The sequence below is a fragment of the Arthrobacter gallicola genome (assembly GCF_014836775.1).
Classification (GTDB): Bacteria; Actinomycetota; Actinomycetes; order Actinomycetales; family Micrococcaceae; genus Arthrobacter_B; species Arthrobacter_B gallicola.
The window spans coordinates 271,255-285,793 of sequence record NZ_JACSQD010000003.1; the positions used below are offsets into that span (position 1 = coordinate 271,255).

At 66.4% G+C, this 14,539-nt stretch carries 10 protein-coding genes and 1 pseudogene; 3 read left to right on the forward strand and 8 right to left on the reverse strand.

All coding sequences use genetic code 11. The features are described from left to right. Positions 1–36 precede the first annotated feature (36 nt). The 5 genes and pseudogenes from H9639_RS08490 to H9639_RS08510 all read right to left on the reverse strand — a co-directional run bounded on the left by H9639_RS08490 (position 37) and on the right by H9639_RS08510 (position 5,112). Positions 37–984 (reverse strand): ABC transporter ATP-binding protein, encoded by a 948-nt coding sequence (locus H9639_RS08490; protein WP_191807649.1) that lies wholly within the window; start codon positions 982–984, stop codon positions 37–39. 143 nt (positions 985–1,127) lie between these two features. After that, positions 1,128–1,967 carry a MetQ/NlpA family ABC transporter substrate-binding protein gene (locus H9639_RS08495; RefSeq protein ID WP_191807650.1) on the reverse strand — a complete coding sequence of 280 codons (840 nt, stop codon included), beginning with the start codon at positions 1,965–1,967 and terminating at the stop codon, positions 1,128–1,130. A gap of 275 nt (positions 1,968–2,242) precedes the next feature. Next, positions 2,243–2,920 (reverse strand): annotated as a pseudogene (locus H9639_RS08500) (methionine ABC transporter permease); the annotation flags it as partial. Next, positions 2,917–3,897, reverse strand: coding sequence for a methionine ABC transporter ATP-binding protein (locus tag H9639_RS08505; protein ID WP_191807652.1), 981 nt, complete (start codon positions 3,895–3,897; stop codon positions 2,917–2,919). The pseudogene H9639_RS08500 and the gene H9639_RS08505, both read right to left, overlap by 4 nt. Before the next feature lie 231 nt (positions 3,898–4,128). After that, a complete protein-coding gene (locus H9639_RS08510) occupies positions 4,129–5,112 on the reverse strand; it encodes a 3'-5' exonuclease (RefSeq protein WP_191807653.1) in 984 nt (327 codons plus the stop codon). Between the two features lie 69 nt (positions 5,113–5,181). On the opposite strand from H9639_RS08510, the gene H9639_RS08515 reads away from it, so the two are divergent. From H9639_RS08515 to H9639_RS08525, 3 genes are read left to right on the forward strand one after another with little or no spacing between them, the layout of a single operon-like run. Continuing rightward, positions 5,182–5,673, forward strand: coding sequence for an MGMT family protein (locus H9639_RS08515; RefSeq protein WP_191807654.1), 492 nt, complete (start codon positions 5,182–5,184; stop codon positions 5,671–5,673). A gap of 9 nt (positions 5,674–5,682) precedes the next feature. Beyond that, positions 5,683–8,916: an ATP-dependent helicase gene (locus H9639_RS08520; RefSeq protein WP_191807655.1), complete on the forward strand. Its 3,234-nt coding sequence runs from the start codon at positions 5,683–5,685 to the stop codon at positions 8,914–8,916. After that, positions 8,913–12,407, forward strand: a complete 3,495-nt coding sequence (locus H9639_RS08525) for an ATP-dependent helicase (protein ID WP_191807656.1) — start codon at positions 8,913–8,915, stop codon at positions 12,405–12,407. The genes H9639_RS08520 and H9639_RS08525 overlap by 4 nt, the downstream gene beginning before the upstream one ends. Before the next feature lie 96 nt (positions 12,408–12,503). Here H9639_RS08525 and H9639_RS08530 read toward each other — a convergent pair whose 3' ends face one another. The 3 genes from H9639_RS08530 to H9639_RS08540 are packed head-to-tail and all read right to left on the reverse strand — an operon-like array spanning position 12,504 to position 14,502. Next, on the reverse strand, positions 12,504–13,199 hold the full coding sequence (locus H9639_RS08530) for a hypothetical protein (RefSeq protein ID WP_191807657.1): 696 nt from the start codon (positions 13,197–13,199) through the stop codon (positions 12,504–12,506). Beyond that, the gene (locus tag H9639_RS08535; RefSeq protein ID WP_191807658.1) at positions 13,196–14,125 is read right to left on the reverse strand and encodes an ABC transporter ATP-binding protein; all 930 of its coding nucleotides are present in this window, start codon (positions 14,123–14,125) and stop codon (positions 13,196–13,198) included. Before H9639_RS08535 ends, H9639_RS08530 begins: the two co-directional genes overlap by 4 nt. Beyond that, a complete protein-coding gene (locus H9639_RS08540) occupies positions 14,122–14,502 on the reverse strand; it encodes a GntR family transcriptional regulator (RefSeq protein ID WP_191807659.1) in 381 nt (126 codons plus the stop codon). Before H9639_RS08540 ends, H9639_RS08535 begins: the two co-directional genes overlap by 4 nt. Between the last annotated feature and the right edge of the window lie 37 nt (positions 14,503–14,539).

The window sequence follows — 14,539 nt, forward strand, 5'->3', positions numbered from 1 at the left end:
CCGGCAGAGGACGCGGAGCTAAGCCAGTACCCGTGTTCACGTCCCAGGCTCCGGTTCCTCGGTCTGCGGGGCCTCCCAGGGCCTGCCGTAGAGGCTGAGTACGGATTCCTCCAGATCAGGTTCTTCCACTGCGAGGTCCAGGACCTGGTAGCGGGCCAGCACCTTGATGAAGGGATCCACACCGCCCGCGAGAGTGCCCCGAAGGTGGACGGCATTTCCTTCCCTGGCCGTGACAGTGCCCGTGAAGTGCGCGGAACGTTCAAGCTGGCCCTGCAGCGTGTCCGGTTCTGTTCCGGCAACGGCGGCGCGGACGTGCCGCAGGTTGTTCAGCCGCAGCGAGGCCACATCGCCCTGCGCGACGACCCGCCCCTGGGAGAGCACCGCCACCATATCCGCGGCCTGCTGGATTTCGCTGAGGACGTGTGAACTGAGCAGCACAGTGCGGCCGGCAGCGCGGGCTTCGTGCACCATTTCAAGGAACTCCCGCTGCACCAGCGGATCGAGGCCGCTGGTGGGCTCGTCCAGAATCAGCAGGTCCGGATTGTGCATAAAAGCCTGGACCAGGCCGAGTTTTTGGCGGTTGCCTTTGGAGAGTGTGCCCACCGGCCGCGAAAGATCGAGGCCGAGACGCTCCGCGAGCGAGTCGATGCTTCCGGGCGGCACCGGTGAGCTGAGGTCAGCGAGGTGGTGCAGCAGGGTCCGGCCGCGGATGCGTCCGCCCAGCCGGAGGTCTCCGGGGATGTAGCCTATCCGCCGGCGCAGGGCGGGGCCGCCTGAGCGCGGGGATGCTCCGAGGACGGATGCGGTGCCCGCAGTCGGGCGGATAATGTCCAGCAGCATGCGCAGGGTGGTGGTTTTGCCCGACCCGTTCGGTCCGATCAAACCGAACACGCTGCCGGGCTCGACGGTGAGGTCCAGCGACGCTACGGCAGTGGTGGCCCCGTAGCGCTTGGACAGGGCATGGGTCTGGATGGCAGCCGGCATGCGGATCCCTTCGCGAGGTGCAGGACCGCCATGCTACCGGTGCCGGGGATGTCCCGCGGGCGTCAGCGGGCCCAGGATGCTTCCGGACGCAAAAAAACCATGCCCCGCCACGAGGGCGGGGCATGGTTTTTTACTGGTCAGGCTTAGAAAGCGGCGGTGACGTCGCCGTTCGGCCACTTCTGCTCAATGAAGGCCTTGACCTCCGCAGAATGCAGCAGTTCGTCGAGCTTCTCGATCCGTGCGTCCTTGCTGCCGGACTTCCAGACAAGCAGGTTCGCGTACGGGTTGGCATCGAGCGATTCCACCAGAAGCGCGTCATCGGTGTTCAGGCCGGCATCCAGGATGTAGTTGCCGTTGATGATTGCCAGGTCCACGGTGGGATCCGAAAGATCGTTCACCAGCAGTTCAGCCTGGTTCTCGGAGAAGTCCAGGTTCTTCGGGTTCTGCTCGTCGGTCAGTGCGATGACCGAGGCATCCTCACCGATGTCCGTCAGCAGGCCGGCGTCCTCGAGCAGCTTGAGCGCGCGGGCCTGGTTGGACGGGTCATTGGTGATGGCAACGCGGGCGCCCTCAGCGACGTCGGAAATGTCCTTGTGCTTCTCGCTGAAGATGGCGTACGGCTCGATGTGGATGCCTTCGCCGTGCTCAAAGTCGTAACCCTGGCTTTCGGTCTGGGCCTCGAGGTAGGACAGGTGCTGGAAGTAATTGGCGTCGATCGAACCGTCGTCCAGCGCAATATTCGGAGTCACGTAGTCATCGAACGGAACAACTTCGAGTTCCAGGCCAGCGTCCGCAGCGAGGTTCTCCGCCACGTACTCCAGGATGACTGCATGCGGCTGCGGGCTGGCGCCCACAGTCAGTGTGACCGGGTTGGCGGGATCGAGGCTCTCCACAGCGCTGGAGGAGGATTCAGAACCCCCGCAAGCCGTCAGCGCCAGAGCCGCGGCCACGCCGGTGGCCACGAGTGAAAATGCTTTCCGCATCGGATGCGTTTCCTTTCGAGTGTCCGGCTGGGGCGAACCCCGGCCGGCTGTTATGCAGCTAGCGGCTACTGGCTGCAGTCCCTTGGTCCGCGCCGGGCACGGAACAAGGAAGAATCAGGCGGCAGGACGGGTCAGACCCGGGACCGGGCGCCGCCGGTGTCTGAAACGCCGTCTGGGACGGCAGCGGGATCCGTGGCGGCGGGCGGCTGAGGCGCAGCGGCCGGAGCAGCGGGAGCAGCCCCCGGGCGGCGACGGCGCCGGTTGCCTGCCGCGGACCGGTGATCCACCCGCCGGGCGGCGAAGTCGCCGGCCAGCTGGATGATCTGGACGATGGCCACAATGATCACGATCGTTACGACCATGACGGCGGTGTCGAAACGCTGGACACCGTAGTTGTAGGCGAGCCGGCCCAGCCCGCCGCCGCCGATAATGCCCGCCATCGCCGAGTACCCGACCAGGGTCACCAGAGTTGTCGTCAGGGCGGCGACCAGACCGGGCAGGGATTCCGGCATCAGGACCTTGCGGATGACCTGCATCCGGGTAGACCCCATCACCAGGGCGGCGTCGATCTTGCCGCCGGAGACATCGCGCAGCGCGGTTTCCACCAGCCGGGCGAAGAACGGAATAGTGCCGATGCTCAGCGGAACACAGGCGGCGAGCGGACCGATCGAGGAACCGGTGACCATCCGCGAGAACGGAATGAGGATAACCATCAGGATCGCGAACGGGATGGAACGGGTGATGTTCACGATGATGTCGGACAGGATGCGGTTGGTCACCGGCATCGGCCGGAGCCCGCCCGGGGCACTGGTGTGCAGGAAAATGCCCAGCGGCAGCCCGATCAGCAGGGTGAAGAAACCCGAGACGCCGACCATCAGGAGCGTGTCAGCCACTGCCTCGGGAAGCGCTTTGGTGATGCCGGGGTTAGCGGCTAGTTCTTCGAAGAAATTCATGCCGCGACCTCCACTGTGACTCCCTGGGACGCCAGGTAGGTTTTGACCGCTTCCATGTCCGTGCTCGCATCCAGCTGGACCCGCAGACGGCCGAAGCGCTGACCGGCCAGGGTTTCCACGCTGCCGGCCAGAACGTTGACATCGGTATCAAAGCGACGGGTCAGACCGGAGAGGACGGGTTCGGTGGCGTGTTCGCCGACCATCAGCAGATCCACGACCGGGCCGCCGGATACCGGGGGAGTCGGGGGGAGCGGGATGAGGGCCTTGGCGAGACGGCCGCCCAGGTGGGACGCAACCTCCTGCAGCGGGCCGTGCTCGACGACGCGCCCGGCTTCCAGCAGGGACACCGAGTCACAGATCCGCTTCACGACATTCATCTCGTGCGTGATGATCAGCACGGTCAGTCCGAGCCGGTTGGACAGCTCCGAAATAAGATCCAGGATCTCGTCCGTGGTACGTGGATCGAGTGCAGACGTGGGCTCGTCGCAGAGCAGCACGTCCGGGTTGGCAGCCAGTGCGCGGGCAATTCCCACACGCTGCTTCTGGCCGCCGGAGAGCTGGGCGGGGTAGGCGCCGGCGAACTGGTCCAGACCCACCAGGGCCAGCAGTTCCGCAACCCGTGCCTCAATGTCCTGCTTCGACGTCCCGGTCAGTTCGAGCGGGTGCGCGATGTTGGCGGCGGCGGTCCGCGAGTCCATCAGGTTGGCGTGCTGGAAAACCATCCCGATCCTGCGGCGGGCCAGCCGGATCTCAGAGTCCTTGACGTTCGTCAGCTCCCGGCCATCGATCGTGACAGTTCCCGACGTCGGGCGGTCAAGCAGCGTGAGGCAGCGGACCAAAGTAGATTTCCCGGCACCTGAATGTCCGATGATGCCGTGAATCGAGCCCTTGGGGACGCTCATGCTGACGCCATCCAGGGCAATCACTTCCCGGGCACCCTGGCGGTAGACCTTGCGCAGGTCGGTAACTGTGATCATTCATCCTCGTGTCTGCGTCGTATGGGACATGCGGGGCAGGCGCAGAGTCTCGCGGCGGCACGCCGCCGGCCGAACCCTGTGGAGAAGTGCCTGCCATTCGCGTGACACGGGGCGCGCCACCGGCTCTGGAGTCAGTCCGGCCGCGTCCGGGCGCCATCAGCGCCTGGCACTGCGTCAATCATCTAATGTTACGCGGGTACGTCCCATAGCCGGAAATCCGCTTCGGCCCGGTCAGGCAGGGGCGAAGGTGTCCAGGTCAAGCGCAAGCTGTCCGTCCGGTTCCTCTGCCAGCTGCACTCCGGCAGGAACCGCGGGGCTCTCCGCGGGCAGCGCAAAGAGCGCAGGCTCCGCGAATTCAGCGGCGGGTGCTGCGGCTGGGGGAGCGGCCTCCGGATCAGGCTGGGCGGACAGAACGGCCGGCACCGCAGTGCTGCCGCCCGGGGTGCCGTCGCTTGGAGCGCTGCCGCCAGAAGCCGGGACGGGGGCGGGCATCGGGACTGCCGGCGCGGGAGTGAGGATCGAAGCTGCCGGGGCCGGCTTGACGGGCCAGGTGCCGTCAATCACCGCTTCCGGATCGCGCCGGCGCAGGTAGGACTGGAAGCTGGCGGCCTGCTCCGCTGCCCACCCGGTCTGGAGGCGGTGCAGGGAAGCGGCATCCTGGGCCAGCACCGGGTAGGTTCCTGCCATGGCTGCGCCGACGGCAAGGGTGGCCATCACATCCGCGGCGGAAGTGTGGGCATTCTCGAAGGCCACGCCGTAGTGCTCGGCCATGGCTGTGAGTGTGCGTTTCCCACGCCGGTAGCGGTCCGTCTGCTTGTCCATGATGAAGGGATCGATGACGGGGAAGGGCTCCGGTGCCGCGAGCCCGAAGCGCTCCGCCTCCCGCGCCAGCACCGTGAAATCGTAGGCTGCGTTGAAGGCGAGTACCGGCACCCCGGACGCGAAGGTGTCCTGCAGCACCCGGATAATTTCGGCGATGCCCACCTGGGCGGCAATACCGTCTGCCCGAGCGCGTTCGGTGCTGATGCCGTGAATGGCGGCAGCCTCTTCCGGAATATCGACCCCGGGGTCGACCAGCCATTCGTGATGCTTGAGTATCGCTCCGCCGGCGTCCACCAGGATGATCGAGGCCGTGACGATCCGTGCCTCATGCGGATCCCGTCCGGTGGTTTCCAGGTCGAAGGACGCCCGGGGAAGTTCATGCCAGCTCAACATGTAATCAAACGTACCGGCGGGCACCGACAATTCCGGATTCAGCGCGCCGGGCGTCGCTAGGCTGGGCATATGCGGGAGGACTATCAGGAAGCCGTGCTGGCGGCAGTGGAGCTTATAGCACCGGGCAAGGTGCTTGCCTACGGAGACATTGCCGAGCTGCTCGGCACCGGCGGACCGCGCCAAGTTGGCGCCGTGCTTGCGCGCAGCGGTTCCGCCGTGCCCTGGTGGCGGGTCATCCGGGCCTCCGGGGAACCTCCCGCCTGTCACGGCCGGAGCGCCTGGGCACACTATGCAGCCGAAAATACGCCGGTCCGCGGCACGCCCGGCGACGACGGAACGGGCTACCGGGTCCGAATTGCCGAAGCCCGCTGGCAGCCGTCCGCTGCCGACTGGGAGATCCTTGACGGGCTGCGCCACGGGCTGGAGTCCGGCGGTGCAGTGCAAGCATCCAGCGGTGCCCCGGCCGGGGACCGGGACCGCGATCTTTCCGGCGGCCGTTCGGATGCGCAGGGCCGGGGGCGCGGCAGCACCGGATCGGGCAATGTCGGTGCGGCATGGTGAAGTGGAAGCATGAGCATTAATCTGCAGCTTGTTCCACCTGCGGCCGCGGGCCGGGCTGCTCCGCGGCTGAGTCCCGACCAGCAGGACGCAGTGGACCGGCGTACCGGCAGCGGTCCGCTGCTGGTGCTGGGAGCGCCGGGCACCGGTAAATCCACCGTGCTCGTGGAGACCGCCGTTGCCCGCATCCAGCGTGACGGGCTGGACCCGGCAGGCGTCCTGCTCCTCGCGCCGTCGCGGCTGGCCGCAGCGTCCCTGCGCGATGCCCTGTCCGCCCGGCTGGAACGGACCATCAGTGCCGCGCCCGCGCGGACCTGGGCTTCCTACGCGTTCGACCTCATCCGGCGGGCAAAGGCGGAGGGCCGGCTTCCCTACGTGACGCGTGCTCCCAAACTGCTTTCCGGCGCCGAACAGGACGTCATCATCAAGGAGCTGCTCTCCGGCCACGGTCAGAACGGGGTTCCGCGCCTGCCCTGGCCGGAATCGCTTGAGCTGGCCCTGGGAACCCGGGGTTTCCGGCAGGAAGTGCGGCTGCTGTTTGACCGTGTGATTGAGCTGGGCCTGGTTCCGGAGGACCTCACCGCCCTGGGCCGCCGCTACGGCCGGCAGGACTGGGTGGCTGCCGCCGGACTCTACGCTGAGTACCGCGATGTCCTGGACATCCGGATGCCGGAAGCCTTCGATCCGGCAGGAATTATCACCACGGCGCTGGACATCCTGGAATCGGATCCGGAGTTCCTGGCTGCCGAACACGGGCGGCTGCAGCTGATCCTGGTGGATGATCTGCAGGAAGCTAACCCGGCCATTCACCAGCTGCTGGGGCTGCTGGCCGCCGGGCGGGATGCGGTGGTGACGGCCAGCCCGGACACCGTGGTCCAGGGCTTCCGCGGAGCCCGGCCGGACCTCCTGGGTTCTCTGACCAAGACCCTTGGTCCGGGGCTGGAGACAGTGGTGCTCGATACCCAGCACCGGCTCGGCGAACCCGTGGCTGCCGCATGGCACCGGGTTGCCTCCCGCATCTCGGTGGTCCCGGGGCTGCCCTCCTGCCGCACCGCGTCCGGGCGTCCGGCCGGGCAGGCTGCACCGTCCGGGGAGAACCAGCCCTCGGCTACCGCCCACGTGGTGGACTCTCCCATGCATGAGCAGCGCTATGTCGCCCAGCGGATCCTCGAAGCCCAGCTGCTGGAGGGCCGCCGGCTGGAGGATATCGCCGTCATTGTCCGCACCGGCGGGCAGCTGGCCCGGATCCAGCGGTACCTCACTAGCCAGGGGATCGAGGTCAAGGTTCCGGTGGCGGAGAAAGCCGTCCGCGATGAAGCAGCGGTCCGGCCCCTGCTGGATGCTTTCGCCGTTGTCCTGGATCCCTCCCTGCTGACGCCCGAAACTGCCGTGTCGCTGCTGACCTCGCGGATCGGCGGGGCCGGTTCCCTGGACCTGCGCAGGCTGCGGCAGGCACTGCGGCGCGAGGAACTGCGCGCCGGCGGCGGCCGCAGCAGCGACGCACTGTTGGTTGAGGCCCTGCTCGACCCGCTTTCGGATGCCGGGCTGGCGCTCGCCGGTCTTGGCTGGGAAGCCGGTGCAGCCAAACGCCTGGCTGCAATGCTGAGGGCAGGAAAGGAAGCGGCGGGCCAGGCCGGCGCCACCGCCGAGACTGTGCTTTGGGCGCTCTGGGCTGCTTCAGGCTGGTCGAAAAAGTGGGCTGAGACTGCCCTGGCCGGCGGATCCACCGGGCTCCGCGCCGACCGGGACCTGGATGCCATCATGGCCCTGTTCCAGACGGCGGAACGTTATGTGGACCAGCTGCCCGGATCCACCCCGGCCCAGTTCCTGGACTATCTCACCAGTTCGGAACTGCCCATGGACACCCTCGCCGCCAGGGCCCAGAAGCGCGACGCGGTGGAACTGCTCACACCGGCCAGCGCCGCCGGACGGGAATGGCCGGTGGTGATTGTGGCCGGAATCCAGGAAGGGGTCTGGCCGAACCTGCGGCTGCGCGGAGAGCTGCTGGGCAGCGGAGACCTGGTATCCGCCGTCGAATTTGGAGATGATTACCGCCGCTACCGCAACCCGCAGACGCTTATGCACGGAATCCGCCACGATGAGCTGCGTAGCTTTTCCACTGCGGTGTCCCGGGCGCGCGAGACCCTGATCTGCACGGCGGTCGCCTCGGAAGACGAACAACCCTCACAGTTCCTGGACCTGGTGGATCCGCTGCCCGACGGCGTGATGGCCCGGCCGCGGACCGAGGTCCTGCGCCCGCTGACTCTGCGTTCCCTCGTCGCGGAGCTGCGGGCCTACGCACAGCAGGCCGAGACCGAGCCGGCTCTGGCAAAGGAAGCGGCCGAGCACCTGGGCCGGATGCTGCGCCACCCGGTTCGGGTACCGGGCGCGGCACCCGCGCAGTGGTGGGGCCTGCTTCCGCTCTCCAGCACTGAGCCCATCCTTCCGGCGGACGCGGCCATCCCGGTGTCACCCTCGAAAGTGGACGCGGTCACCAAGTCTCCGCTCAGCTGGTTCGTATCCGCCGCCGGAGGCGAGCAGGCGACAGACTTTGCCCGTTCCCTGGGAACCCTGGTCCATCAGATCGCACAGGACATGCCGGACGCCTCCGGAACTGAGTACGCGGCGGAACTGCAGCGGCGCTGGCCATCCCTTGGGATGAAGGACACCTGGGAAGGCAAACTGGACTTCAAGCGCGCCGAAACCATGGTCCGCAAACTGGCCGACTACGTGATCCAGATGCGGAAGAGCGGGCGGAGCCTGAAGGCCGTCGAGAAGGATTTTGAAGCCGAGATTCCAGTGGAGGTCCGGGGTGCCGTCCGCACCGCGCTGCTCCGCGGCCAGATCGACCGGCTGGAAGCCGACGCCGAGGGGCGTCTCTTTATCGTCGACCTCAAGACCGGCAAATCCGCACCAAAAAAGGCGGACCTGGAGGGCCACCCACAGCTTGCGGCGTACCAGGAAGCGGTCCGTTCCGGGGCCCTCGAAGAGGGCCCGCCGGTCCCCGGAGGAGCCGCACTGGTCCAGCTGGGGACGACAGCCAAGGGAGTCTCGGTTCAGGAACAGCCGCCGCTGGGTGCCGGGGACACCAGTGCGCTGGAGATGATCCAGGAAGCGGCGGCACTGATGTCCGGTGCCACCTTCGAAACGATCCACGATCCCGCCAGAAGCGGATTCGGTGGGCACGGCTGCCGCCTGCCGGAAATCTGCCCGCTGTGCACCGAAGGAAAGCAGGTCACTGAGTGAGCGTCCACGTGAGCGAAGATGTGCGGGACAGCCAGCGCCCCAGCCACCGGTTCTCCGCCCGGCAGCTGGCCGAACTGCTGCACGGCGACTCTTCCGAGCCCGTGCAGTACCCCACACCGGCGCAGGAAGAAATTATCGAGGCGCCCCTGCAGCCGCTGCTGGTGGTTGCCGGTGCCGGGTCTGGCAAAACCAAGACCATGGCCGACCGGGTGGTGTGGCTGGTGGCGAACGGGCTGGTGGCACCCGAACAGATTCTGGGCGTGACGTTCACCCGCAAGGCCGCAGGAGAGCTTGCCACCCGTATCCGGCAGCAGCTCCGGCTGCTGTTCCGTATGTTGGGCGAGGGGTCCGGGGGAGCGGAGGCAGACCAGCTGGAGGCGGCTGTTTCCACGTACCATTCCTACGCCAACGGCATCGTGAACGACTACGGGCTGCGCATCGGCGTCGAACGGGACTCGGTGATGCTGGGCGGTGCCCAGTCCTGGCAGCTGGCCAACGAGGTTGTTGAAGCCTATTCGGGGGATTACGAGCATTTCACAGCCGCCAAATCCACCCTGGTGAATGCCGTCCTGCAGATGGCATCTGAATGCTCCGAGCACCTGCAGACCCCGGCGGACGTACGCGCCGAGCTGGAGCAGCAGGTCGCCGAGGTGCAGGATTTGCCCTACCAGGCCGGGAAAACCAAGGAACCGGCACAGGCGGCGAAGACCCTGCTGGGGAAACTGCGCACCCGTATTTCGGTCACTGAACTGGTGGAGGCCTACCAGCGGGCCAAAGCGGAACGGCGGCAGCTGGACTTCGGCGACCTCGTGGCGCTTGCGGCCCGCATCGCGGAGGAAATTCCCGAAGCCGCCGCGATGGAACGGGCCAAATACAAGGTGGTGCTGCTGGACGAATTCCAGGACACGTCCCACGCCCAGATGGTGCTCTTCTCAAAGCTGTTCGGCGACGGAACGCCGGTTACGGCGGTGGGGGATCCGCACCAGTCAATCTATGGCTTCCGCGGCGCGTCTGCGGGGCAGCTGGGCACCTTCCGCACCCACTTTCCGCTGGTCCTGCCCGACGGAAGCAGAACGCCGGCGCCTGTCGCCAATCTCTCGGTGGCCTGGCGGAACTCCACCGCCATTCTGGCCACCGCCAATGCCGTCTCCGGTCCGCTGAACCAGACCGTGCCGTGGCTGAAGCACAACCGTCCCCTGGACGTCCCCGAACTGCAGGCGAAGCCGCAGGCACCGGTGGGGGAGGTCTATCTGGGCAGGTACCTCTCGGAGAAAACTGTTGCGCTTCCCGATGGAACGTTCAGCCTGGGTGAAGCGGAAGCGCTCGCCGCAGAGATCGCCAAGCTGCGGGCCCAGTGGTGGAAACGTCCGCACGAGACTGATGCCCGGGGCAACCTGCTGCCTCCCACAGTCGCTGTGCTGTGCCGGGGAAAAAAGCAGTTCGATCCCATCCGCCGCGCGCTGCAGGCCGAGGGCATCCCGGTGCAGATCGTCGGGCTCGGGGGCCTGCTCTCCACTCCGGAGATCGTGGACCTGCTGGCTGTGCTCCGCGTCCTCGGAGACCCGGGCCGCTCGGACTCCATGCTGCGCATCCTGGCCGGTGCCCGCTGGCGGATCGGCCCGGCGGACCTGATGGCGCTCGCTGACTGGTCCCGCCACCTGGTGCGGGTCCGCGAGCGGGCCGTCCGGGTCCAGGACCTCGCCGATGTCGACGGACCGGACGAAGCCGGTGCCGCCGTCGTCGAGACAGACCTGTCCGAGGCAGGCAGCCTGGTGGAGGCTGTGGACCACCTGCCCAAGCCGGGCTGGACGTCGCACGCCGGCCGTTCCCTGACTCCGCAGGCGCTCTCGCGGCTGGCCTCACTCCGTGACGAACTGCGGGAACTGCGCGGCTATGTTGGGGAGGACCTGACAACCCTGATCGGAGAGGTGGAGCGGCGCATCCTGCTCGACATCGAAGTTGCAGCCAAACCAGGGATCAGCATCCACGAATCCCGGCGGAACCTTGACGCCTTTGTTGACGCTGCGGCGACGTTCAGCGCCTCCGCTGACCGGGTGGACCTGGCCGCTTTCCTGGCCTGGCTCGAAGTTGCCGATGAGGAGGAGAACGGGCTGCCGGTAACCCAGCTGGAGACCAGCCGGGAAGCCGTCCAGCTGCTGACGGTCCACGCGTCCAAAGGACTGGAATGGGATGTGGTTGCCGTTCCCGGTCTCAGCGAGGGCCAGTTCCCCAACGACAAAGACTCCCGCTGGTCCAGCGGCAACGCGGCCATTCCCTGGAACCTTCGCGGCGACGCCCCCGACCTGCCGCAGTGGGACTGGGAACAGCCGGATCAGAAGTCCTGGGTCGATGCGGAGAAGCTCTTTGCCGAAGATGCGCGCGGACATGCCGAGCGAGAGGAACGCCGGCTCGCCTATGTTGCATTCACCCGGGCGAAGCACGTGCTGCTGTGCACCTCCAGCGCCTGGGGCGGCGGGCGGTCCAAGCCGACGCCGGCCTCCCGCTACCTGATCGACCTTTATGAGCTTGGGAAGGCCGGCGCAGAGGGTTTCCATCTTCTGTCCTGGCTGGAACCGGAGGACGAGGGGGAGGAGAACCCCGCAAACGCAGCCACCGAACGCGCCGTGTGGCCCAATGATCCGCTTGCTCCGGCCCGCCGGACCGCGATGGAGGGCGCAGCGGCAGCGGTCCTGGCAGCCGCAGACGCTGCGCCGGGTGCCGGCCTGGGCCTGGCCGAGTCAGCGCTGCCGGACGGCGGGACCGGCAGCAGCGATGACACGGCCGTGTTTGAACCCCAGCGCTGGGGCCGGGACGTTGAACTGGTCCTGGCAAGGCACCGTGCCCCGGATGAGGTCATGCAGGTTGAGCTGCCGGCGCACATTTCCGCGTCCATGCTGGTGGATCTGCGGGATGATCCGGAAGCCGTGACACGTCAGCTCCGCCGGCCCGTTCCCCGCGAACCTGGAATAGCGGCCCGCAAAGGGACGGCATTTCACGCCTGGGTGGAGGACTTCTTTGGGCGCAGCGGCATGCTGGACCTGGATGAGCATGCCGGTGCCGCTGACGCATACGTTGATGAGGCGTACCAGCTTGAGGATATGGTGGCCACTTTCGAGGCTTCCGAATGGGCGGCCAGGACCCCTGCGTTCATTGAAGTCCCGGTGGAAACCCGGGTTGATTCCGTGATTGTCCGCGGGCGGATCGATGCTGTCTTCCAGGACAGTGACGGCGGCTGGGACCTGGTTGACTGGAAGACAGGTGCACCGCCGTCGGCGGACAAGCTGGCCGTGCGGTCAGTCCAGCTGGCGGTCTACCGCCTGGCCTGGTCCCGGCTGAAGAACGTGCCGCTGGAGAAGGTGCGGGCTGCGTTTTACTACGTCGCCGCAGACCGGGTGATCCGTCCGCACAACCTCCTCGGTGAAGCGGAGCTGGAACGGATCATCCTCGACTCAGCGGGCGGAGCGGATCCCTCCGGCCCTGTCCAGGCCTGATCGTTCCCGTCGCCGGACAAAGCCGGACACAAAGGGAACAGCGCCGCCGTCCTGTTTCGGACGGCGGCGCTGTTCTGTTCTTCAGGAGTCCTGGACCTAGGGGGTGGCCCGGCGAAGCGTTGCGTAGGATCCTGCTGCCAGGACTCCTCCGGCGAGCAGCAGCCAACCGGACAGGGACAGCGGCGTGAGCTGGACGAACCAGGCGCCGACTGCGGCCCACGAGTCGGTGGAGGATATGGCTGCAACTCCGCCGAGCACCAGCAGGCCGAAGCCGACGAGCGCTGCGACCAGGCCGATTGTCCGCCAGCGCCGGTAAACGGTGGCGAACCAGAAACCGGAGATAAACAGCAGGATGGTCAGCGCGAAGTACATCAGGATCTGGATCCACCAGTCGGATTCAGCGACCCACGGCAGGGCAAAGATATTCCCGTCGACCCACCAGCCGTTTGTTGCCCGCTCCACCAGACCGAGAAGCCAGTACAGCACCCCCAACGCCAGTGCGAGGAGTGAAAAAAGTCCCAGGGTGCCGATGTAGAAGGACCGCCGGCTCACGCTCATTGCCTGGGAAAACGGAAAGGTAAGGCTCAGCGACTGAACCCCTGCGGCGAGGAAATACCACATCACCGCCTGGCCGGAGAACGCCAGTCTGGCTCCCTCTCCCTCATCGGAGGGAACCATCGCCAGAATCGCGATGGCTATCAGCGTGGACGAAACGATGATGATGCCGGGTATGCCCAGATACAGCCACTTGTTCAGAAGCTGCATGCGGGCGACGGCGAGCGGGCGGTTCATCGCAGGACCTCCAGATCCTTGTCATGAGTGTCAGCGTGGGGACCAAAGTGCTCATTGGCCTTCAGCGTGCGGCGGATAATGAGCTGCTGGAGAGAGACGGGGGCAAGTTCCAGGCCCAGCGCCTGCGCACGCTGCCGGTCATCCGTGGAGAGAGGAGTGTCTACCGTGACGGAGGCCAGGGCACCGAGGCCTTCCCGGTGCAGTACGGGCCGGCCGGCAACGAATTCCTCCACGGACGATGACTTTCCGGCCACGGCGAAGGCAGAACCGGTGATGGTTTCCACCTCGTCATCCATCACGATGCGTCCGCGGTCAATGACAATGACGTGCTCGAGCAGGTTCGCCACCTCGTCGATCAGATGGGAGGAGAGAATGATCGTCCGCGGGTGGTCTGCGAAGTCAGTAAGCAAGCGGTCGTAGAAGAGCTGCCGGGCGACGGCGTCGAGCCCCAGGTAGGGCTCGTCGAAGAACGTCAGCTCCGCCCGGGATGCCAGCCCGATGATCACTCCGACAGCCGAAAGCTGGCCGCGGGAGAGTTTCTTGATCCTGTGCTTTTTCGGCCGCGGGAGCTGGAAGTCCTCCAGCAGTGTCTCCGCCAGCTCCCGGTCCCAGTTGGGAAAGAACAGGGCGGCTGCGTCGAGGGCATTGCGCACCGTGAAGTCGTCGGGGTATTTCTGCGACTCGCGGACAAAGCACAGGCGGGAGAGGATATGTTCATTCTCGAACGGGTTTCCGCCGAATACCCGTACTTCCCCGGAGCTGGCGAACCCCTGGGCGGTCAGGATGGACATCAGAGTGGTTTTCCCTGCGCCGTTGCGGCCCAGGAGGCCATAGATGCGGTTCGGAGAGATGTCGAGGTTGACGTCGTCAAGGGCCAGCTGGTCCTTGTATCGGCGGGTCAGTCCGCGGGTTTCGATGACGTTCATGGTGCCGGGGTCCCTTCATGTTCGGCGGCACTGCGTTGAATGAGGTCGGTGAGTTCCTCCAAGCTGATCCCGAGTTTCCGGGCCTCCAGATGGAGTGGCTGGACGTATTGGCGGTAAAACTGCTCCCGGCGCTTGGCCAGTACTGCGGTGCGGGCGCCGGGTGCAACAAACATTCCGATACCCCGGCGTTTGTACAGGAGGCCTTCATCAACCAGCAGGTTCACGCCCTTGGCTGCCGTGGCCGGGTTGATTCGGTAGAACGACGCAATCTCGTTGGTCGAGGGAACCTGACCCTCCTCCACCAGGACACCGTCCAGGACGTCTGACTCGATTCGTTCGGCGATCTGCTGAAAGATCGGCTTGCTGTCATCGATCACTGCATCCTGCTAACACTGGCTTGTTGGTTCATTACTT